Origin of the sequence: Streptomyces sp. NPDC058289, from assembly GCF_042880975.1 — a bacterium.
Classification (GTDB): Bacteria; Actinomycetota; Actinomycetes; order Streptomycetales; family Streptomycetaceae; genus Streptomyces; species Streptomyces stoeckheimensis.
The window spans coordinates 14,210-34,526 of record NZ_JBHVYI010000071.1; the positions used below are offsets into that span (position 1 = coordinate 14,210).

The 20,317-nt window shown below is 73.6% G+C and carries 15 protein-coding genes; 10 read left to right on the forward strand and 5 right to left on the reverse strand.

Annotated elements, in window-relative coordinates:
* Positions 1–30: 30 nt before the first annotated feature.
* Together ACFVX6_RS29600 and ACFVX6_RS29605 are read left to right on the forward strand one after the other, a co-directional pair.
* Complete coding sequence (locus ACFVX6_RS29600) at positions 31–393, forward strand: DoxX family protein (RefSeq protein WP_389696580.1); 363 nt, start codon at positions 31–33, stop codon at positions 391–393.
* A gap of 218 nt (positions 394–611) precedes the next feature.
* On the forward strand, positions 612–1,838 hold the full coding sequence (locus tag ACFVX6_RS29605; protein WP_389696582.1) for a cytochrome P450: 1,227 nt from the start codon (positions 612–614) through the stop codon (positions 1,836–1,838).
* 36 nt (positions 1,839–1,874) lie between these two features.
* Here ACFVX6_RS29605 and ACFVX6_RS29610 read toward each other — a convergent pair whose 3' ends face one another.
* The gene (locus tag ACFVX6_RS29610; protein ID WP_389696584.1) at positions 1,875–2,615 is read right to left on the reverse strand and encodes an SDR family oxidoreductase; all 741 of its coding nucleotides are present in this window, start codon (positions 2,613–2,615) and stop codon (positions 1,875–1,877) included.
* A gap of 131 nt (positions 2,616–2,746) precedes the next feature.
* Between ACFVX6_RS29610 and ACFVX6_RS29615 the strand changes: the two genes are divergently transcribed.
* Genes ACFVX6_RS29615 through ACFVX6_RS29625 form a run of 3 tightly spaced genes read left to right on the forward strand, consistent with a single transcriptional unit; the run spans position 2,747 to position 7,404 of the window.
* On the forward strand, positions 2,747–3,655 hold the full coding sequence (locus ACFVX6_RS29615; RefSeq protein WP_389696586.1) for an oxygenase MpaB family protein: 909 nt from the start codon (positions 2,747–2,749) through the stop codon (positions 3,653–3,655).
* Positions 3,656–3,682: 27 nt separating this feature from the next.
* Positions 3,683–5,827, forward strand: a complete 2,145-nt coding sequence (locus ACFVX6_RS29620) for a tetratricopeptide repeat protein (protein ID WP_389696588.1) — start codon at positions 3,683–3,685, stop codon at positions 5,825–5,827.
* Positions 5,824–7,404: a phytoene desaturase family protein gene (locus ACFVX6_RS29625; protein WP_389696590.1), complete on the forward strand. Its 1,581-nt coding sequence runs from the start codon at positions 5,824–5,826 to the stop codon at positions 7,402–7,404. Before ACFVX6_RS29620 ends, ACFVX6_RS29625 begins: the two co-directional genes overlap by 4 nt.
* Before the next feature lie 17 nt (positions 7,405–7,421).
* On the opposite strand, the gene ACFVX6_RS29630 is transcribed toward ACFVX6_RS29625, so the two are convergent.
* Together ACFVX6_RS29630 and ACFVX6_RS29635 are read right to left on the reverse strand one after the other, a co-directional pair.
* Positions 7,422–7,865: a nitroreductase family deazaflavin-dependent oxidoreductase gene (locus ACFVX6_RS29630; protein WP_389696591.1), complete on the reverse strand. Its 444-nt coding sequence runs from the start codon at positions 7,863–7,865 to the stop codon at positions 7,422–7,424.
* A gap of 95 nt (positions 7,866–7,960) precedes the next feature.
* A complete protein-coding gene (locus ACFVX6_RS29635; protein WP_389696593.1) occupies positions 7,961–9,175 on the reverse strand; it encodes an FAD-dependent monooxygenase in 1,215 nt (404 codons plus the stop codon).
* 81 nt (positions 9,176–9,256) lie between these two features.
* Here ACFVX6_RS29635 and ACFVX6_RS29640 point away from each other — a divergent pair, with 81 nt between their 5' ends.
* Entirely contained in the window at positions 9,257–9,871 is a 615-nt protein-coding gene (locus ACFVX6_RS29640) for a TetR/AcrR family transcriptional regulator (RefSeq protein ID WP_389696595.1), read from the forward strand.
* A 55-nt stretch (positions 9,872–9,926) separates the two neighbouring features.
* Here the strand turns inward: ACFVX6_RS29640 and ACFVX6_RS29645 are convergent, their stop codons facing one another.
* The gene (locus ACFVX6_RS29645) at positions 9,927–11,906 is read right to left on the reverse strand and encodes a serine hydrolase (protein ID WP_389696597.1); all 1,980 of its coding nucleotides are present in this window, start codon (positions 11,904–11,906) and stop codon (positions 9,927–9,929) included.
* Positions 11,907–12,051: 145 nt separating this feature from the next.
* On the opposite strand from ACFVX6_RS29645, the gene ACFVX6_RS29650 reads away from it, so the two are divergent.
* From ACFVX6_RS29650 to ACFVX6_RS29660, 3 genes are all read left to right on the forward strand, one after another.
* Positions 12,052–13,158, forward strand: coding sequence for a nitronate monooxygenase (locus ACFVX6_RS29650; protein WP_389696599.1), 1,107 nt, complete (start codon positions 12,052–12,054; stop codon positions 13,156–13,158).
* Positions 13,159–13,178: 20 nt separating this feature from the next.
* Complete coding sequence (locus tag ACFVX6_RS29655) at positions 13,179–14,732, forward strand: acyl-CoA synthetase (protein WP_389696601.1); 1,554 nt, start codon at positions 13,179–13,181, stop codon at positions 14,730–14,732.
* 136 nt (positions 14,733–14,868) lie between these two features.
* Positions 14,869–16,008, forward strand: a complete 1,140-nt coding sequence (locus ACFVX6_RS29660) for a calcium:proton antiporter (RefSeq protein ID WP_389696603.1) — start codon at positions 14,869–14,871, stop codon at positions 16,006–16,008.
* A 56-nt stretch (positions 16,009–16,064) separates the two neighbouring features.
* Here ACFVX6_RS29660 and ACFVX6_RS29665 read toward each other — a convergent pair whose 3' ends face one another.
* Complete coding sequence (locus tag ACFVX6_RS29665) at positions 16,065–18,521, reverse strand: penicillin acylase family protein (protein ID WP_389696605.1); 2,457 nt, start codon at positions 18,519–18,521, stop codon at positions 16,065–16,067.
* A 192-nt stretch (positions 18,522–18,713) separates the two neighbouring features.
* Between ACFVX6_RS29665 and ACFVX6_RS29670 the strand changes: the two genes are divergently transcribed.
* Positions 18,714–20,297, forward strand: a complete 1,584-nt coding sequence (locus ACFVX6_RS29670; RefSeq protein ID WP_389696607.1) for a fatty acyl-CoA synthetase — start codon at positions 18,714–18,716, stop codon at positions 20,295–20,297.
* The last annotated feature ends 20 nt before the right edge of the window (positions 20,298–20,317 follow it).

The following is a 20,317-nucleotide window of genomic DNA, read 5'->3' on the forward strand; positions in this document are numbered from 1 at the left end:
GCGGGGTGCCCCCGGCGGTGGACTCGACGCATGAAGAACGCGTACTGGATCGTCGCCGGCCTGCTCGCCCTGTTCTACCTCTACGGGGGCGGAGTGAAGGTGCTGCGGAGCCGCGAGCAGCTCCGGCCCATGATGGCCTGGGTGGACAGCACCCCGATGCCGGCCGTCCGGGCCATCGGTGTGATCGAAGTGCTCGGGGCGATCGGGCTGGTCCTGCCGCCGCTGACCGGCACCGCCCCCTGGTCGGCCCTGGCTGCGGCGATCGGCTTCGTCGTCCTGCAGATCGGCGCGACCGTGGTCCACCTGCGCCGTGGAGACCGGCAGATCGCCCTCAACGCCGGGCTCTTCGTCGCGGCGGCCGTGACCGCCTGGCTGGCTACGGCCTGGCTGTGAGGGTGGGCGGTCGCGGCGACATCAACCCGGCCGAGCACGACCCGGGCGGCCAACACGGCCGCGACTTGCGGCGCTTCGGCAGCCTGGCGGTGGCGGACGTCCTGCGGTTTGCTGGAAGGCGTACGCACAGAGCGTTGTGGCAGCACGACCGGTCTCCGTACCGACGGGGGCCGTGGCACCTCAGGACAGCCGCCGGGCCGAGCCGATGGGGGAACTCCATGACCGCCGCGCACGAGATTCCGGACATCCTTTCGCAGGAGTTCGCAGAGAATCCCTATCCGGTCTACCGGGCCATGCGGGAGGAGGCGCCGCTCTTCTGGCACGAGGGGACGCAGAGTTGGGTCCTCTCGCGCTACGAGGACGTCTCGCGGGCCTTCAAGGACAAGGAGGCGCTCTTCACCACGGACAACTACGCGTGGCAGGCCGAGCCCGTGCACGGCAAGACCCTGCTCCAGATGAGCGGCCGCGAACACGCGGCGCGCCGCGCCCTGGTCGCGCCGGCCTTCCGCGGCAACGCGCTCCGCGACACGGTCGTTCCGATCATCGAGCGCAACGCCCGGGAACTGATCGCCGACTTCCGCGACTCCGGCTCCGTGGACCTGGTGAGCGGATTCGCCTCCCACTTCCCCATCTCGGTCATCGCCGACATGTTCGGACTGGACCGGTCCGGCCAGGAGGCCCTCAGCGGCTGGTACAGGGCCTTCGTGGCGTTCGTCGCCAACCTGTCCGGGGACCCGGAACGGGCGGCCGAAGGTGCGCGCGCCCAGGCCGAGTTCGCCGCATACATGCTGCCGATCATCAGGAACCGACGGGAACACCTCGGAGACGACCTGCTGTCCGCGCTCTGCACCGCCGAGGTCGACGGGGTGAGCATGAGCGACGAGGACATCAAGGCGTTCTGCAGCCTCCTGCTCACGGCGGGCGCCGAAACCACGGACAAGGCCATCGCGGGCCTCTTTGCGAACCTCCTGGCCAACCCCCACCAGCTCGACGCCGTACGGCGGGACCGCGGACTCATCGACCGCGCCTTCGCGGAGACCCTGCGCTACACCCCGCCGGTCCACATGATCATGCGGCAGACCGCCGTCGACGTGACCATGAGCGGCGGCACGATCCCGGCCGGATCCACCGTCACCTGTCTGATCGGTGCGGCCAACCGTGACCCCGGCCGCTACAAGGACCCGGACAGCTTCGACCTCTTCCGCGACGACCTCACGGCGACCACCGCCTTCTCCGCGGCCGCGGACCACCTGGCGTTCGCACTCGGACGGCACTTCTGCGTCGGTGCGCTGCTGGCCAAGGCCGAGGTCGAGATCGCAGTCGACCAGCTCCTCGACGCGATGCCCGGCCTCCGGCCCGCCCCGGGGTACGACCCGGCCGCCGAGGGCGTCTTCACCCGCGGGCCGAAGTCCCTGCTCGTGGAGTTCACGCCGGCCGCCGACTGAAACGCCGCCGCCCCCGGTCCGGCACACCACAGGAGTTCAGACCTGGCCGGCTCCACCGTCCACGAAGAGCTCGATCCCGGTGATGAAGCTGCTCTCCCGCGAGGCGAGGAACAGGGCCGCCGCGGCCACCTCCTCGGGGCGTCCCGCCCGGCCGAGCGGGACTCCGGCGGTCGCCCGCTCGCGTACGTGCGCCGGAGCGCCGGCCAGGGCCGGGGTGTCGATCGGGCCCGGGCTGAGGGTGTTGACCCGGATCGCGCGCCCCGCGAGCTCCAGGGCCAGGCTGCGCGCGAGGGACCGTACGGCCGCCTTCGTGGCGGCGTACACCCCGTACCGCGTGGACGCCGAGGAGCCGGCTGCCGAGCCCAGCAAGATGACCGAGGCGCCGTCGCGCAGCAGCGGCAGGGCCCGTTGGACGGTGAAGAAGGCGCCCCGGAAGTTGAGGTCCGCGGTGGCGTCGAACTGCTCCTCGGTGAACTCGGCGAAGCCGCCGGGCGGGCCGCCGCCCGCGTTCACGACCAGTACGTCGATCGCGTCGCAGCCCGCGGCCGCGACCGCCGCGTAGAGCCGGTCAAGGTCGGCGACGCAGGAGGCGTCACCCCGGACGGCCACGGCGCCCGGGCCCAGATCGCGGACCGCCGCGGCCAGTTCCTCCGGCCGCCTGCCGGTGACGAAGACCCGGGCGCCCTCCGCCACGAAGCGCCGGGCCGTCGCCAGGCCGATGCCGGACGAGCCGCCCGTGACGACGGCGACCTGCCCTTCGAGCTGTCCCGTACGCATGACCGTGCCTCCGCGTCCCGAGGGGAGGCGGGTGCGGTCCGCCGGCGGGAAAGCCTATGCGCCCACGTGCGTGCGTGCGGCCGTTCGGTGGAATGCTGGAAGAGCCCACAGCGACGGGGGAGGATCCGGACATGGACGAGAGCGCAGGCCCCGATCCGGGGCTCTACGGCCCTGGCTCCGTGACCTGGCAGTGCCACGGAGACCCGGTCATGTGGATCGCCGGGGTCCGCGCGCTCTACCTCCAGGCCCTGCACCCGCGCGCGGTCCGCGGTGTCATGGAGAACAGCTCCGCCTTCAGCGGGGAGAACGGCGGGGGCGACGCCTGGGGACGCCTGCTGCGCACCGCCGACTTCGTCGGCACGGTCACCTACGGCACCACCGAGGCCGCCGAGCGGGCCGGCGCCCGCGTCCGCAAGATCCACACCATGCTGTCGGCGACCGATCCGGCCACCGGCGCACGGTTCCGCGTGGACGAGCCCGAGTTGTTGCTCTGGATCCACTGCGCCCAGATCGACAGCTTCCTGCACGTCCTGCGCCGCTCCGGGGTCCCGCTCACCCCCGCGCAGGCGGACCGCTACGTGGCCGAGAACCGCGTCAACGCCCGGCTCGTCGGTCTCGACCCGTCCGGGGTACCGGGGGACACCGCGGCCCTCGCCGCCTACTTCGAGCGGATCCGTCCCGAACTCGCCGCCGGACCCGACGCCCACGCCGTCGACGCCTTCCTGTGCGCCCCGCCCATCCACCCCCTCCTCGTCCCTGGCCGAAACCTGGTGTGGCGCCCGCTCGCCGGCCTCGCCTACGGATCCCTCCCCGGCTGGGCGCACCAGCTGTACGGCCGCCCCGCACCGGCCCCGCGCAGCGTCACCCGCCGCCTGCGTCTCACCGGTAGCCTGCTGCGCAGCATTCCCGCAGGTCTGCGCTGGCAGCTGCCTCCAGGTCACATCTTGAAAGCGATGCGCCGCATGGGCCCCGGGAGCCGCCCCGCGCCGTACACACTGCGTACATCAGCGGCCATACTGGACCGGCCGGGGAGGGCGTAGCACGACACACGGGGGCGACTTCAAGACATGGCGGAGTCCAGACTGATCCACGGCCGGTACCGGTCGCTCGATCTGATCGGCCGCGGAGGCATGGGCGAGGTGTGGCGGGCCCGCGACGAGTCGCTGGGCCGGCAGGTCGCCGTCAAATGCCTCAAGCCCATCGGACCCGAGCAGGACACCCACTTCACGCAGGTGCTGCGCGAGCGATTCCGCCGCGAGGCGCGCGTCGCCGCCTCCCTCCAGCACCGTGGCGTCACCGTCGTCCACGACTTCGGCGACGACAGCGCGGCCGGCGGTCCCCTCTACCTCGTCATGGAGCTCCTCGAAGGCCGCAATCTCAGCCAGCTCCTGGAGGACAACGACGCGCGCCCGCTCCCCGTGGACGTGGTCGTCGACATCGCCGAGCAGATGGCGGCCGCCCTCGGCTACACCCACGACCAGGGCGTCGTCCACCGGGACCTGAAGCCCGCCAACATCATGCGGCTCACCGACGGCACGGTGAAGATCTGCGACTTCGGCATCGCCCGGCTGGCCGCCGACATCGGTTTCACCGCCAAGCTCACCGGCGGCGGCATGGCCATGGGCACCCCGCACTACATGTCGCCCGAGCAGATCGCGGGCGGCGAGGTGGACCACCGCAGCGACCTCTACTCCCTCGGCTGCGTCCTGTACGAGATCGCCACCGGAGCCCCGCCCTTCGACCTCGGCGACTCCTGGTCCGTGCTGGTCGGCCACCGCGACACCGCGCCCGTGCCGCCGCGCGAGCACCGCCCCGAACTGCCCGTCCACTTCGAGCGGCTGGTGCTCGACCTGCTCGCCAAGTCCCCCGAGGACCGGCCCGGCGACGCCCGCCACCTGCACCGACAGCTCGTCGAGGCCCGGCTCGGCCCCGCCGTGGCCGCCGGCGCGCACCCGCCGCTGCCCGAGTGGGCCGGGGGCATGACCGCCGGACGCAAGGCCGGCATCGAGGCCCGTCCCGCGAGCGGCGAGTGGGCCGTCCTGACGGGTTCCTGGACGGCCCATGCCGCGCACGCCGCCACGGGCTCCGGCGCGCCCGCCACGGCCGTTCCCGAGTCCGGGGCCCCGGCCGCGACGGCTTCCGGCGCCCCGGCCCCGCCCGCGCCGACCGTCGTACGCCCGCGTCCGGCCGAGGACCCCCGGCTCACCGCCGCCTACGGGTTCCCGCACGGCCCCGGCCAAGCCCTCACGGGCCCGGCCGCGCTCGACGCCGGCCACACGCGGGCCTTCGCCCTCAGCCGGGCCGGCCGCACCGAGGAGGCCCTCGCCGGGTACGCGGCCGTCGCCGAAGGGCGCGCGCGGGTGCTCGGAGCCGAGCACCCGGACACCCTCGCCGCGCGGCAGGAGGCGGCGTACGAGACGGGCCTGCTCGGCCGCCACCAGGAGGCGTACGAGGGCTACCGCGCGGTGCTCGCGGCCCGGGAGCGGACCGTGGGCCGGATCCACCCCGACACCCTGCGCTGCCGGCACAACCTGGCCTGCGCGCTGGGCGCCCTCGGCCGCTTCGCCGAGGCCCACGCCGCCGCCGCCGAGGTGGCCGCGGACCGGGCGGCCGTCCTGGGGGCGGAGCACGCGGACACGCTGCTGACCCGGTACGAGGTGGCGTACGCGCTGGGCCGCCTCGAACGCTGGGAGGAGGCGCTGGAGGCGTTCCGGCACATCGCGGCCGTACGGGAGCGGGTGCTCGGCCGCGACCACCCCGACACGCTGGCCGCCCGCTACGAGGCCGGGATCGCCCTAGGCCGGACCGGGCGCTCGGCCCAGGCCCTGGAGCTGTTCCAGGACCTGGTCCGCGACCGCACCCGCGCCTACGGGGCCGCCGACCCGGAGACGCTGCGGGCCCGGCACGTCCTCGGGGTGAACCTCGGGCGCCTGGAGCGCTGGGAGGAAGCGGTGGCCGAAGCCCGGCAGGTGGGCGAGGTGCGGGCCCGCACCCTCGGCCCCGAACATCCCGACACCCTGGTCAGCCGCCGCGAACTCGCCGTCGGGCTCGGCCGGCTGGGCCGCTGGGACCAGGCGCTGCCGGTCTACCGGGAACTCTCCGGCATCCGCGAACGGTCACTGGGCGACGGGCATCCGGACACGGTCGCGGCACACGCCGACGAGGCGCACTGTCTGGAGCGGCTGGGCCAGGTGTGTTACCAAGAGCCATGACGACCTCGCGGGGCTTCGGGCACGACGTGTACGACGCGGTGATCGTGGGCGGGGGCCACAACGGCCTCGTCGCCGCCGCCTACCTGGCCCGGGCCGGCCGCTCGGTCCTGGTCCTGGAGCGGCTCGGCCGCACCGGCGGGGCCGCCGTGTCCACCCGGCCGTTCCCGGGCGTCGACGCCCGCCTCTCCCGCTACTCCTACCTGGTCTCGCTGCTCCCGGCGAAGATCGTCCGCGAGCTGGGGCTGGACTTCGCGGTGCGCAGGCGCACCGTCTCCTCGTACACCCCCGTCGAGCGCGCCGGACGCCCCGGCGGCCTGTTGGTCGGCGGCGGCGAGGCGCGCACCCGGGAGTCCTTCATGCGGCTGACCGGCTCGGAGCGGGAGTACGAGAGCTGGCGCGCCTTCTACGGGACCACCGGGCGGGCCGCCGAACGCCTCTTCCCCACGCTGACCGAACCGCTGCCCACGCGCGCCGAGCTGCGGGCACGGCTCGACGACGAGGCGGCCTGGCGGATGCTGTTCGAGGAACCGATCGGACGGGCCGTCGAGCGGGAGTTCGCCGACGACCTGGTGCGCGGGGTGGTCCTCACCGACGCGCTGATCGGGACCTTCGCCGACGCCCACGACCCGGGCCTGGCCCAGAACCGCTGCTTCCTCTACCACGTCATCGGCGGCGGCACCGGCGACTGGGACGTCCCGGTCGGCGGCATGGGCGCGCTCACGGACGCGCTGGCGGCCTCCGCGCTGGCGGCCGGTGCGGAGATCGCCACCGGGCACGAGGCGCTGCGCATCGACACCGACGGCACGACCGCCCCGGCCGAGGTGACCTTCCGTACGGCGACGGGCGAGGGCCGGGTCGCCGGCCGGGTGGTGCTCGTCAACGCCTCGCCGCGGGCGCTCGCCGAGCTCCTGGGGGAGGAACCGGCCGAGCCGGCCCCCGAGGGGGCCCAGCTCAAGGTCAACATGCTGCTGCGCCGCCTGCCCCGGCTGCGGGACACCTCCGTGGACCCGCGCGAGGCCTTCGGCGGCACCTTCCACATCGCGGAGGGGTACGAACAGCTCGCCCGGGCCCACGCGGAGGCCGCGACCGGTGAACTGCCCTCCGTACCGCCCTCGGAGATCTACTGCCACTCGCTGACGGACCCGACGATCCTGGGGCCCGAGCTGGCGGAGCAGGGCTACCAGACCCTGACCCTGTTCGGACTGCACACCCCTGCGCGGCTGTTCGAAAAGGACAACCAGGGGGCGCGGGAGGTGCTGCTCGCCGCCACCCTCGCCCAGCTCGATGCCCACCTGGCCGAACCGCTCACCGACTGCCTGGCCTTCGACGCCGACGGCCGCCCGTGCATCGAGGCCAAGACCCCGCTCGACCTGGAGCGCGAACTGCGCCTGCCCGGCGGGCACATCTTCCACCGGGACCTGTCCTGGCCGTACTCCGATTCCGGTGAGGGCGGCGGCCGTTGGGGTGTGGAGACCGCCCACCGCAACGTACTGCTGTGCGGCGCGGGGGCGGTCCGCGGCGGCGGCGTCAGCGGGGTGCCCGGCCACAACGCGGCGATGGCGGTACTGGGACACTGACGCGCCCCGGCGCCCTGTCAGCCAACGGGGTCGATCACGACGATCGGGATCTCCCGGCTGGTCTTGGTCTGGTACTCGTCGTACGAGGGCCAGTGCTTCACCATCAGCGGCCAGAACCGGGCACGCTCCTCGGAGGTGGCGGTCCGCGCGATGCCCTGCCGGACCTCGGGACCGACCTGCACCCGGACCTCGGGGTGCTCGGTGAGGTTCCGGTACCAGAGCGGGTCCGCGGGGTCGCCGCCCTTGGAGGCGACGATGAGGTAGCGGCCGCCGTCCTCGCCGTAGATGAGCGGGGTCCGCACGGGCTTCCCGGACTTGCGGCCGAGGGTGGTGAGCAGCAGGGTCTGGGTGTTGTTCCAGTACTGCCCCTCGGCCCCGCCCGAACCGACGTACAGCTTGACGTGATCCAGGGTCCAGCCCGGCTTGGGGTCGATCGGGTTGTCCCAGTCGATGTCGGTCATATGGCTTCGCCTGCCTTCGTGTTGAACGGTCAACGAACCACAACAACGAGTGTCGGCGCCACAGGGCACGGCCCTGGCGCCCGAGGCCGCATGCCCTATTCCGGAAGCCCGAACCCGTCGAAGGCGAACAGGTCGTCCAGGGCGCGCCGCGCGGCCCGGGCCGGAGTGGCGCGGACGGCGAGGTCGCGGGCGGCCACCGCGAGGGGGTGCGTGAGGGCGGCGACCCGGCCCGCACGGCGGGAGCGGACGCGCAGGGCGTCGGTGCGGGCGCAGCGGGCCGCACTGTAGGCGGCCAGGGCGGCCCGTACGGTGGCCCCCTCCAGCAGGTGCGCGAGGACGGCGGCGTCCTCGACGGCCTGGCACCCGCCCTGGCCGAGGTTGGGGGTCATGGCGTGCGCCGCATCGCCGAGCCACGCCAGCCGGCCCTGATGGAACCGGGGGAGCGGGGCGGCGAGGTCGTACAGGTCGTGCTGGAGCACGGCCGCCGGGTCGATCCGTTCCAGCAGGGCGGGGATCGGATCGTGCCAGGTGCCGTAGCGGCGCAGGAGTTCGGCGCGGACGTCGGCGGGCCGGTAGCCCTCGGGGACGACCGCGGTGGCGTAGAGGTACACGCGGCCGTCGGCGAGCGGGACGACGCCGAAGCGCTCCCCGCGGCCCCAGGTCTCGGCGGCGGCGCGCACGGGCGGGCCGCCGGCCGCGAGGACGGTCCGCCAGGCGGTCTCCCCGCTGTGGTGCAGGCCGGGATGGGCCGGGAAGTGCTGGCGTCGGATCGGGCTGTGGATGCCGTCGGCGGCGATGACGACGTCGGCGGTGAGAGAGCCGGCGGTGAGAGGGCGGGCGGTGAGGGCGCCGGCGGTGAGGGCGCCGGCGGTGAGTGCGCCGGCCGAGGTGCGGACGATCGGACGGCCGTCCGCGTCGTCGACGGCGGTCACTGCCGTGCCGTACCGGACGGTTCCCCCGGGGAGCTCGGCGGCCAGGGCTGCGGAGAGGGACGGGCGGTGCACGGCGAGCGGGGGCCGGCCGTACCGGGCGGTCAGCGCGGCGCAGTCGGCGCGGCTCAGCAGGCGGCCGCCGGGGCGGCGCAGGTCCATCGCGGCAGGGGCGGCGTGCCCCGTCGCGCGGGCGGCGTCGAATCCGATCGCGTCGAAGGCGCGCAGGGCGTTGGGGGCGAGGACGATCCCCGCACCGACGGCGGAAGGCTCCGCGGCGCGTTCGCAGACGGTGACGTACCACCCGCGACGGTGCAGGGCCACCGCCACCGAGAGTCCGCCGATCCCCGCACCCGCGACCACCGCATGACGTCGGGTCATGGCCGTTCCTCCCTCGCTCCCCAGACCCTCTACAAATGTAGAGGAACCTCGACCGCCACTCTACACTTGTAGAGTGGCGGTATGAGTTCCCCCGAGCGCGGCGACCGCAGAACCCTGATCGCGGACAGCGCGATCGACCTCGTGGCCGCCGCCGGCCTGAGAGGTCTGACCCACCGGGCGGTCGACGGCGCGGCCGGGCTTCCGGCGGGCAGCACCTCGTACTACTTCCGGACGAGGACGGCGCTGATCGGCGCCTGCTACGCGCGGCTGGCCGAGCTGGACCTCGGCGACTTCGACGGGGGCGCCGCGCCTTCATCGACGGACCGGGACGCCATGCCTTCGCCGACGGACCGGGACGCCGCCGCCGCGGCGGTCGCCGCGCTGCTGTACCGATGGCTGACCACGGGGCGTTCCCGCCAACTGGCGCGCTTCGAGCTGAGCCTGGAGGCCGCACGGAACCCGGAGCTCGCGACGGAACTCCACCGGGCCGGCCGGGGCTCGCGCGACCTGGCCGCCGGGATCCTCGCGGCGCTCGGCGCCGCCCGGCCGGTCGAGTCCGCCGAACTCCTGGTCGCATGGGCCGACGGACTCCTCTACGACCGCCTCGCGGGCGCGCTCGCCCGCACCCGCCCGGCACCCGACCCGGCCGAACTGACGGCCGTGGCCCGCCGGATGATCGACGCGGCCCTCGCCTAGGACGTGTCCGGGCGCGGCTCGCGCAGCACCCGGACCTCCGGGGCCCGTGCGGGCTTCAGTCCGCCGAGCGGGACCAGCCCGTCGCCTCGATGCGGGAGGCGTCCGCGGGGCGGTCCTCGGCGAAGAGGAGGTGGGCGGGCTCCGAGACGCGCAGGACGTCGACGTAGGCGCCGCGGCCCACGTAGCGGCCCTGCGCGGCGTGGTGGAAGCGGAGGCGGACCTCACGGCCGGCCCAGGCGGCGAGCGGGGCTTCGAGGCGGTGCCAGATGCGGCCCGACCAGCCGGAGGCGGAACCCTGCGGCCACTGTTCGGCGGCTCCGCCGGTGGTGCGGACGGTGGTGAAGGGGAGCGGCTCCCAGGCCTGCCCGTCGGCGGAAGCCTCCAGGTGCAGCGCACCCGCGCCGGGCACGGTGTCCCACCACACGGCGCAGCGCAGCCGGGCGGCTCCGGTGGTGGGGGTGAGCGGCGGGAGGGTCAGGGTGCCCGAGCCGCCGGTTTCCATGCCGGAGTACCAGGCCGGGCCGCCGTGCTTCGTACGGACGGGGACGGCGCGGGCGAAGCGGTTGCCGACGGCGACGCGCGGGGCGCTGCCGGCGCGCCAGGTGCGCACGGGGTGGACGGAGTTGCCCAGCAGGATCAGGAAGGAGTCCGTGGAGGGGTCCAGGACCAGGGAGGTTCCGGTGAAGCCGGTGTGGCCGGCGGAGTGCGGGGTGGCCATGGCGCCCATGTACCAGTGCTGGTAGAGCTCGAAGCCCAGGCCGTGGTCGTCGCCGGGGAACGCGGTGTTGTAGTCGGTGAAGAGGAGCTCGACGGAGGCAGGGCGCAGGATGCGCTTGCCGGCGTAGACGCCGCCGTCGAGGAGGGTGCGGGCGAGGATCGCCAGGTCCCAGGCGGTGCCGAAGACCCCGGCGTGGCCGGCGACGCCGCCCAGCGCGTACGCGTTCTCGTCGTGGACCTCGCCCCAGACGAGCCCGCGGTCAAGCCCGGACCAGGGCGGGCGCTGCACTTCGGTGGCGGCCGTGACCCGGCGCCAGGAGAGCGGTGGGTTGTAACGAGTGCGGTGCATCCCGAGCGGAGCAGTGATCTCGTCTTGGAGCAGGAGGTCCAAAGTGTGACCGGTGATCCGTTCCAAGAGCAGTTGCAGGGCGATGAGGTTCAGGTCGGAGTAGCGATAGACCGTTCCCGGGGTCTCCTGGGGCCTCACTGACCACAGCAGCCTCAACTGACCCGCCCTCGTCGGCTCCTGGTAGAAGGGGGCCCAGGACCGCAGCCCCGAGGTGTGCGTGAGCAGCTGGCGTACGGTGATCGACTCCTTGCCCCCGCCCGTGAACTCCGGGAGGTACCGGTGCACCGGCGCCTCCAGCTCCAGCCGTCCGCGCTCCATCTGCTGCACGGCCAGCAGGGACGTGAACAGCTTCGAGAGGGAGGCCAGGTCGAAGACCGTGTCCTCGGCCATCGCGATCCGCTGCGCGGCCGGGAACTCCCGGACCCGGTCGGTGCGGCCGTCGTAGTCGGCGTACCGCACGGCGTCGCCCATCGCCCGGTGCAGCGCCACGGTGCGGCCCCGGCCGGCGAGGACCACGGCCCCGGCGTAGTAAGGGTGTTCGGGGGAGGGGCCGAGGAAGCGCCGTGCCTCGTCCGCCACCCCTTCGAGATGCTTCTCAAGTAGCCCGGCCTGGCGGGCGGATCCGTACCGCAGCCGCAGTCCCTGGAGCGCGCGCCGCTCGGCCGGCCCCCCGGAGGCCCCCGCGGACCCCGGCAGCGCGGCCTGGAGCACGAGCACGCCGCCCAGCGCCAGCAGCCGCGCCCCGAGCCGCCGCCGACTGAGCCCCCGCCCGCTTCCGGCGCCGCCGTCCGCCCCGGGCCCGGCGCCGCCGTCCGCCCCGGGCCCGGCGCCGCCGTCCGCCTCGAGTTCGCTCTCGACTTCGACGCCGTCCGTCTCGGGCGCGCTGCCGCCGCCTTCCGGCGCCGTCGGGCCGGTCCCGCCGGAGCCCTTCGTGTCACCGTCGTTCCCGGCTGCCCCTGGTGCCTTCATGACCGGTCCTCCCGTCCGCCGTCGTGCCCTCCCGAGTATCTGCCCGCTCACGAGGCGGGCCCCGCGGCGACCGGCCGGCAAAGAATCTGACGCTGCATCAGAAAACCCCTTCCCTCGGCGGCCGGGCTGCGGCATCCTGCCGCCCATGGAGACGGAGCTGAGCAGGAAACTGGGAATAGAGCACGCCATCTTCGGCTTCACGCCCTTCCCGGCGGTGGCCGCTGCCATCACGCGCGCGGGCGGGTTCGGGGTGCTCGGGGCGGTCCGCTACACCGCCCCCGACGACCTGAAGCGCGACCTCGACTGGATGCAGGAGCACACCGACGGCAAGCCCTACGGGCTCGACGTGGTCATGCCCGCGAAGAAGGCCGTCGACGGCGTCAGCGAGGCCGACATCGAGGCGATGATTCCGGCCGCGCACCGGGAGTACGTCCGCGACACCCTCGCCAAACACCACGTACCCGAACTCCCGGAGGGCGAGGCCTCCGGCTGGCGCATCACGGGCTGGATGGAACAGGTCGCCCGCAACCAGCTCGACGTCGCCTTCGACTACCCCATCAAACTCCTGGCGAACGCCCTCGGTTCCCCGCCCGCCGACGTCATCGCGCGCGCCCACGAACACGGCGTCCTCGTCGCCGCCCTCGCCGGCAGCGCCAAGCACGCCCGCCGGCACGCCGAGGCCGGCATCGACATCGTCGTCGCCCAGGGCTACGAGGCGGGCGGACACACCGGAGACATCGCCACCATGGTGCTGGTGCCCGAGGTGGTCGAGGCCGTCGCCCCGATCCCGGTCCTCGCCGCCGGCGGCATCGGCAGCGGCGAGCAGATCGCCGCCGGACTGGCCCTCGGCGCCCAGGGCGCCTGGCTCGGATCCCTCTGGCTGACCACCACCGAGGCGGACATGCACTCCCGCGCCCTCACCGAGAAGCTGCTCGCGGCCGGTTCCGGCGACACCGTCCGCTCCCGCGCGCTGACCGGCAAGCCCGCCCGGCAGCTGCGCACCGAGTGGACCGACGCCTGGGACGACCCGGAGGGCCCCGGCGCACTGCCGATGCCCCTGCAGGGACTCCTCGTGGCGGAGGCCGTGTCCCGCATCCAGAAGTACGAGATCCAGCCGCTGCTCGGCACCCCCGTCGGGCAGATCGTCGGCCGGATGAACAGCGAGCGCAGCGTGCAGGCCGTCTTCGACGACCTCACCAGCGGCTTCGAGCGTGCCATCGACCGCATCACCCGCATCGCCGGCCGGGCCTGAGCATCTGAGGAGTGGACAAGATGACCGACACACCCCCCAACGGCTTCTGGGCCCAGGCCACCGCCGACCCCGAGCGCACCGTCCTGGTCACCCCCGAGGGTGAGACCTGGACCGCGGCCCGGCTGCACGCCGACGTCAACCGCCTCGTCCACGGCCTGCGCGCCGCCGGCCTGGAGCGGGGAGACGTCTTCGCCGTCGTCCTCCCCAACAGCGTCGAGTTCCTCACGGCCTACCTGGCCGCCTCCCAGGCCGGTTTCTACCTCGTCCCGGTCAACCACCACCTCGTCGGCCCCGAGATCGCCTGGATCGTCTCCGACTCCGGAGCCAAGGTCCTCGTCGCCCACGAGCGGTTCGCCGAGGCCGCCACCGCCGCGGCCGACGAGGCGGGTCTGCCCACGAGCCACCGGTACGCGGTCGGAGCGGTCGCGGGCTTCCGCTCGTACGGCGAACTGCTCGACGGCCAGCCGGACACCGCCCCCGCCGACCGCACGCTCGGCTGGGTCATGAACTACACCTCCGGCACCACCGGCCGGCCGCGCGGCATCCGCCGCCCGCTGCCGGGCAAGCTCCCGGAGGAGACGTACCTCGGCGGCTTCCTCGGCATCTTCGGCATCCGCGCCTTCGATGACAACGTTCACCTCGTGTGCTCGCCGCTCTACCACACGGCCGTCCTGCAGTTCGCCGCCGCGGCCCTGCACATCGGGCACCCGCTGGTCCTGATGGACAAGTGGACCGCCGAGGAGATGCTGCGCCTGATCGACGCGCACGCCTGCACGCACACCCACATGGTCCCGACCCAGTTCCACCGGCTCCTCGCGCTCCCGCAGGAGACGAAGGACGCGTACGACGTCTCCTCCATGCGGCACGCCATCCACGGCGCCGCACCCTGCCCCGACCACGTCAAGCGGGCGATGATCGACTGGTGGGGCCGGTGCGTGGAGGAGTACTACGCGGCGAGCGAGGGCGGCGGCGCCTTCGCGACGGCCGAGGACTGGCTGAAGAAGCCGGGAACCGTCGGCAAGGCCTGGCCCATCAGCGAGCTCGCCATCTTCGACGACGACGGCGAGCGGCTGCCCGCCGGTGAACTCGGCACCGTCTATATCAAGATGAACACCGGCGGCTTCAGCTACCACAAGGACGAGGGCAAGACGAAGAAGAACCGCATCGGCGACTTCTTCACCGTCGGGGACCTCGGCCTGATGGACGAGGAGGGCTACCTCTTCCTCCGCGACCGGAAGATCGACATGATCATCTCGGGCGGGGTGAACATCTACCCGGCCGAGATCGAATCGGCGCTGCTCACCCATCCGGCGGTCGCGGACGCCGCCGCCTTCGGGATCCCGCACCCCTCCTGGGGCGAGGAGGTCAAGGCGGTCATCGAACCGGCCGAGGGCTTCGCGGCGAGCGACGCGCTGGCGGCGGAGATCCTGAACCACTGCGAGCGGCAACTGGCCGGGTACAAGCGGCCCAAGACCGTGGACTTCATCGAGACGATGCCGCGCGACCCCAACGGCAAGCTGTACAAGCGCCGGCTGCGCGAGCCGTACTGGGAAGGCCACGAGCGCGCGATGTGAGGACCGGGCCGGCCCTGCGGGGCCGGCCCGGTCCATCCGTCCGCCACGCCCGAAGTTTCGTGAGAAGTGCCACGTCAGGGGCGTGAAGGCGGCTGTTCGACCGCACAGGGCGGACAGTTCTGGCAAGTTGGCTGATATGAGTACGGCAACCCACAGATCCCCCCTGACCGACTGGACCGTCGTGGTCCCCGTGGTGGCGCTCGTCGCGCTCGTCTTCAGCTGGGGACGCGACCTGCCCTCACTCGCCGTGGCCCTGGTCGCCCTCTGCCTGGCCGGTGCGGTGCTGGCGGCGGTCCACCACGCCGAAGTCGTCGCCCACCGCGTCGGCGAACCCTTCGGCTCGCTCGTCCTCGCCGTCGCGGTCACCGTCATCGAAGTGGCCCTCATCGTCACCCTGCTGGCCGACGGCGGGGACAAGACCTCCTCCCTCGCCCGTGACACCGTCTTCGCCGCCGTGATGATCACGTGCAACGGCATCGTCGGCCTGTCCCTGCTCGTCGGGGCCCTGCGCAACCGCGTCGCCGTCTTCAACGCCGAGGGTTCGGGCGCGGCCCTGGCCACCGTCGCCACGCTCGCCGTACTCAGCCTCGTGCTCCCCACCTTCACCACCACCAAGCCCGGCCCCGAGTTCTCCACGGCCCAACTCGCCTTCGCCGCGACCGCCTCGCTCGCCCTCTACGGCCTGTTCGTCGCCGTCCAGACGGTCCGCCACCGCGACTACTTCCTGCCCGTCGACACCAAGCGGATCCGCAAGGAGGCCGCGCAGGCGGCCGCCGCCGCGGCCGCCGGCGAAGACGACGAGCACGCCGAACCGCCCACCGCCCGCGCCGCCCTGATCAGCCTCGGGCTGCTGCTCGTCGCGCTCGTCGCCGTGGTCGGAAACGCCAAGGCGGTCTCCCCGACCATCGAACGCGGCGTCGCGGACCTCGGCCTGCCCTACGCCGTGGTCGGTGTGATCATCGCCCTGCTCGTGCTGGCGCCCGAGACCCTGGCAGCCGTCCGCGCCGCCCGCCGCGACCGGGTGCAGACCAGCCTCAACCTCGCCTACGGCTCCGCCATCGCCAGCATCGGCCTGACCATCCCGGCCATCGCCCTCGCCACGATCTGGCTCTCCGGACCGCTGCTGCTCGGGCTCGAACCGCTCCACATGGTGCTGCTCGCGCTGACCATCGTCGTCAGCGCCCTCACCATCGTCCCGGGTCGCGCCACGCTGCTCCAGGGCGGCGTGCACCTCGTGCTGCTGGCCGCGTACCTCTTCCTCGCCGTCAGCCCCTGAGCGTGCCACGACCCCGTACGACAGGCGCCGGAGCCTGTCGTACGGGGTCGCGCAGGTCAGCGCCGCTCGCGCGGCCAGACCACCTTCAGCCGGGGCGAGGTGAGGATGTCCCGCTCGCAGAACCGCGCCTTCACCCAGCGCTCCTGGGAGAAGAGCCGGGTCTGATCGGCGGAGTGCGGCGAATTCGGGTTCGAGGACTGGCCGTACGTCAGCAGCGTGCGCGCGACCGGGCAGCGGCCGCCGTCCCAGCCGACCGCCTGGATGTGGCTGGAGCCGTGCACGACCTCCGGGTAGCCACCGCCCGCGGCGTTCCACGGAGCCTCGATCTTGTTCCAGACGCCCAGGGCCTCCGTTCCGCCGCCCACCGGCAGCTTCTGCCCACCGCGCACCACGAACTGGTGCTCCCCGAGCGGGGCGTCCGGAGCGATGCCCGCCGCCCTCAGCTCCGTCACCGTGTCGGCGAGGGCCCGCCCGATCCCGGGCGCCGCCCGATTGAGCGTGCGGGGCGTCCGTACCGGATCGGCCGCGTCGAAGGGCACCAGCCACAGGTCCTTGGCCGCCGTGTTCGCGGTCAGCTTCCGCCAGAACCGGTCGAAGAGCAGCGCGCCGCGGCTCGTACTGTCGGCCCTGCGGTCCCAGGCCGCCAGCACCCCGCAGGCCGCCGACACGTCCACGGCGGCGCCGTCGCTGCCCGTGGCCGTCCCGCCCGGCAGGGCCGCACAGGCCCCCGCCGCGTCGGCCGCCGCCAGATCACCGGCCGGGACCCGGTTCGCGAACTGCTGCTCCTGCAGGTCCGCCACCGTCAGCCCGCCCCGGTCGGCCATCGCGGAGACGTCCTCCAGAGCGCCCCGGGTCCGCAGCGAGCGCGGCGTTGCGACATTGCCCCAGACCCGCTCGTAGCCGGTGAGCGGCTGCTTCGCATTGGCCAGCCAGGCGCTGTCGTTGGAGTTCTCGGCGTACGCGGCGTCGCGCAGCGTCGGTGCCCGGCCCGGACCGAAGACCCCGGGCTGGACCGCGTCCGGATCGGAGCCGAGCGCGCAGTCACCGCGCGAACCGTCCAGCACCGCCAGCCCCGAGGAGGGGTACGTGGCCCTGCCCAGCGGGGTCGAGCAGCGCGCGGCGAGCTCGTCCGTGATCCGGGGGAGCACCTGGGACTGCGTGAAGAGCGTGCCGCCCGCCGAGTCGGCGGCCACCGTGTTGACCCAGGGCAGGCCCTGCGTGCGCCGCAGGGCGTCCTGGACCCCGGCGACCGAGCGGGCCCTGCCCATGGCCAGGGCCGTGTCGGAGCCGCGCAGGTTCACGGCGTTGGGATCGGCCAGCGCGTAGGCGGTGGTCGTGGTCCAGGGCAGCGGGAGACCGCCGCCGAGGCCGGACAGGACGGGGCCGTACCGGGTCCACCACTGGGTCCGGGTGACCGGGGCGCCGCCCGCGACCTGGACGCTGACGGTGCGCGTGGTCATCTTCTCCGGCTTGCCGTCCACCAGATAGGCGGTCGGGTCGGCCGGGTCGAGGGCCAGTTGATGCAGGTTGACGGGGGTACCGGTGGCCACCGTGTGGCTCCAGGCGACTTTCTCGTTGAAGCCGATGTTGACCACGGTGGTGCCGAGCAGCGAGCCGCCCGAGACGTTCAGCTCGCCGGGGATGGTCTGCTGCGACTGCCAGAACCGGCGGCCGCCCTGCCACGGATAGTGCGGGTTGCCGAGGAGCAGGCCCGCGCCGTTCGTGGTGGTGGAGCCGGCGAAGGCCACCGCGTTGGAGCCCATGTCGTAGCGGGCGGTGTCGAAGAACTCCCGGGCCGCCTCCGCGGCGTCCGCCGGATCGAGGCCGGCCGCCGGACCCACTCCGGCCGTGTCCGGGGCGGCCGCCGTGCCCGGGGGCCGCGCCGAGGTGATGCCGTCGACCGCGCGGCCCTGGCCGCCGAGGACCGAGACGGCCAGGCCCCGGGCGGCGACGTCGGTGGCGGTGACCGGGCGCACCCACCCGGCGCCCTTGCAGGCCGGGTCGGTGATCTCGTTCTGCGCCAGCCAGGCGTTGTAGCCGGCGGCCCAGCCCCGCATCAGCTCCTTGACCTCCTTGCCCGGCCCGGCCGGCGCGGGCACGGCCAGCAGCTTCTCCACGGTGCCGGAGTCGCGCACGCCCTTGAAGAACAGGTCGCTGGAGAGGTTCCCGGAGGCGGAGGAGAGCGAACCGTCGGGCGCGGCGTCCGGGCCGAACCACCGCGACCGCTCCCCGGAGACGGTCAGGAACCCGTCGGCGAGCACGCACACCTGATCGGCGGCCTGCGCCCAGCCGGTGCCGAACCCGAGGTGGGCGTAGTCCCGGGCCAGGATGTGCGGGATCCCGTTCTCCGTGTACCGGATGACGGCGGACAGGCCGCCACCGGACGGGCCGGAGCCCTGGTCCCGGGCGGCGGCCTCGGGCATCGCAGAGGCGACGGCCAGCAGTGCGGTGCCGGTGAGGGCGACACGACGGAGGAGCGGGCGGGCGCGACGGCGTCCGTGGAAAAGGCGCAACGTACCTCCCAAGTAGCCTGCGGACGGGCGCGATCGCCCGTGCGGACGGGTGGTGCTGGTGTGCCCCCACACTCATGCAGGCCACCTGACGCCGTGTCAACATGCCGTTTGGTATCCACGGGGTGTTCCGGCCCGGCATCCGCGGCGCCCGGGTCATTGACCCCGGCCGTCCGCGCAGACGAAGATCCCGCCATGACCCCGGTGCGGAAGAACACGGTCGACGGACTGGTCCACGACAGCGCGCGACGCGTCCCGGACCGGATCGCGGTCCGCTACCGCGCACGGACCTGGACCTACGCGGAACTGGACGCGGCCGTCTCCACGGCCGCGGCCGTGCTGCGCGGGCGCTACGGGCTGGCCGAGGGGGACCGGGTCGCGACCTTCGGGCACAACTCCGACGCCTATCTCCTGGCCTTCCTCGCCTGCGCGCGGGCCGGGCTCACGCACGTCCCCGTCAATCAGAACCTCACCGGGGAGGACCTCGCGTACATCCTGGAGAACTCCGGGAGCACGCTCGTCCTTGCGGACCCCGACCTGGCCGGGCGGGTCCCCGAAGGCTTCGCCGTACGCCCGCTGCGCGACGCGCCGGGCTCCTTCCTGTCGGAGCTGACCGAGTCGGCCGAGCAGACCGAGTCGGCCGAGCAGACCGAGTCGGCCGAGCAGACCGGGTCGGCCGAACCGGCGGAGCCCGGCGGGCCCGGGGCGTTCGCCCGCTCCGCGGACCCGTCCCGGCTGGCGCAGCTGCTGTACACCTCCGGGACCACCGCCCTGCCGAAGGGGGCGATGATGACGCACGAGGCGCTGTGCCACGAGTACGAGAGCGCGATCGCGGCCCTGGACCTGGCGGAGGACGATCTGCCGGTGCACTCCCTGCCGCTCTACCACTCGGCGCAGATGCACGTGTTCCTGCTGCCGTACCTGGCGGTGGGCGCGCGGAACACGATCGTGGACGCGCCGTTCGCGGAGGAGATCTTCGACCTGGTGGAGGCGGGGGAGGCGGACAGCCTGTTCGCGCCGCCGACGGTGTGGATCGGGCTGGCCAATCACGCTGACTTCGCCGTCCGCGACCTCTCCGCCCTGCGCAAGGCGTACTACGGCGCCTCGATCATGCCGGTGCCGGTCCTGGAACGGCTGCGGGCGCGGCTGCCCGGACTCGGTTTCTACAACTGCTTCGGCCAGAGCGAGATCGGCCCGCTGGCCACGGTGCTGCGGCCGGAGGAGCACGAGGGGCGGATGGACTCGTGCGGGCGGCCGGTCCACCACGTGGAGGCACGCGTCGTCGACGAGGACGGCGCCGAGGTGCCGGACGGCACGGCGGGCGAGGTGGTCTACCGCTCCCCGCAGCTCTGTCTGGGCTACTGGAACGACGCGGAGGCCACGAAGAAGGCCTTCCGGGACGGCTGGTTCCGCTCCGGCGACCTGGCGGTCCGGGACCCGGAGGGGTACTTCACGGTCGTGGACCGGGTGAAGGACGTCATCAACTCGGGCGGGGTGCTGGTCGCCTCGCGACAGGTCGAGGACGTGCTGTACACCCACCCGGGCGTGGCCGAGGCGGCGGTCGTCGGCCTGCCGGACGAACGGTGGATCGAGGCCGTCACGGCGGTGGTGGTCCCGCGCGACGGGGTGACGGAAGCGGAACTCCTGGCCTACGCCCGCGAGAAGCTGGCCCACTTCAAGGCCCCGAAGCGGATCCTCTTCGTGGACGCCCTTCCCCGCAACGCGAGCGGCAAGATCCTCAAGCGCACCCTGCGGGACCGCTTCTCGAACCCGGCCTGAACGGGAAGCGGCACCGACCT

What these genes read in the sequence shown, in the direction of transcription:
- ACFVX6_RS29600 (WP_389696580.1), top strand. Translation starts at nt 31, where the DNA reads ATGAAGAACGCGTACTGGATCGTCGCCGGCCTGCTCGCCCTGTTCTAC.
- ACFVX6_RS29605 (WP_389696582.1), top strand. Translation starts at nt 612, where the DNA reads ATGACCGCCGCGCACGAGATTCCGGACATCCTTTCGCAGGAGTTCGCA.
- ACFVX6_RS29610 (WP_389696584.1), bottom strand. Translation starts at nt 2,615, where the DNA reads ATGCGTACGGGACAGCTCGAAGGGCAGGTCGCCGTCGTCACGGGCGGC.
- ACFVX6_RS29615 (WP_389696586.1), top strand. Translation starts at nt 2,747, where the DNA reads ATGGACGAGAGCGCAGGCCCCGATCCGGGGCTCTACGGCCCTGGCTCC.
- ACFVX6_RS29620 (WP_389696588.1), top strand. Translation starts at nt 3,683, where the DNA reads ATGGCGGAGTCCAGACTGATCCACGGCCGGTACCGGTCGCTCGATCTG.
- ACFVX6_RS29625 (WP_389696590.1), top strand. Translation starts at nt 5,824, where the DNA reads ATGACGACCTCGCGGGGCTTCGGGCACGACGTGTACGACGCGGTGATC.
- ACFVX6_RS29630 (WP_389696591.1), bottom strand. Translation starts at nt 7,865, where the DNA reads ATGACCGACATCGACTGGGACAACCCGATCGACCCCAAGCCGGGCTGG.
- ACFVX6_RS29635 (WP_389696593.1), bottom strand. Translation starts at nt 9,175, where the DNA reads ATGACCCGACGTCATGCGGTGGTCGCGGGTGCGGGGATCGGCGGACTC.
- ACFVX6_RS29640 (WP_389696595.1), top strand. Translation starts at nt 9,257, where the DNA reads ATGAGTTCCCCCGAGCGCGGCGACCGCAGAACCCTGATCGCGGACAGC.
- ACFVX6_RS29645 (WP_389696597.1), bottom strand. Translation starts at nt 11,906, where the DNA reads ATGAAGGCACCAGGGGCAGCCGGGAACGACGGTGACACGAAGGGCTCC.
- ACFVX6_RS29650 (WP_389696599.1), top strand. Translation starts at nt 12,052, where the DNA reads ATGGAGACGGAGCTGAGCAGGAAACTGGGAATAGAGCACGCCATCTTC.
- ACFVX6_RS29655 (WP_389696601.1), top strand. Translation starts at nt 13,179, where the DNA reads ATGACCGACACACCCCCCAACGGCTTCTGGGCCCAGGCCACCGCCGAC.
- ACFVX6_RS29660 (WP_389696603.1), top strand. Translation starts at nt 14,869, where the DNA reads ATGAGTACGGCAACCCACAGATCCCCCCTGACCGACTGGACCGTCGTG.
- ACFVX6_RS29670 (WP_389696607.1), top strand. Translation starts at nt 18,714, where the DNA reads ATGACCCCGGTGCGGAAGAACACGGTCGACGGACTGGTCCACGACAGC.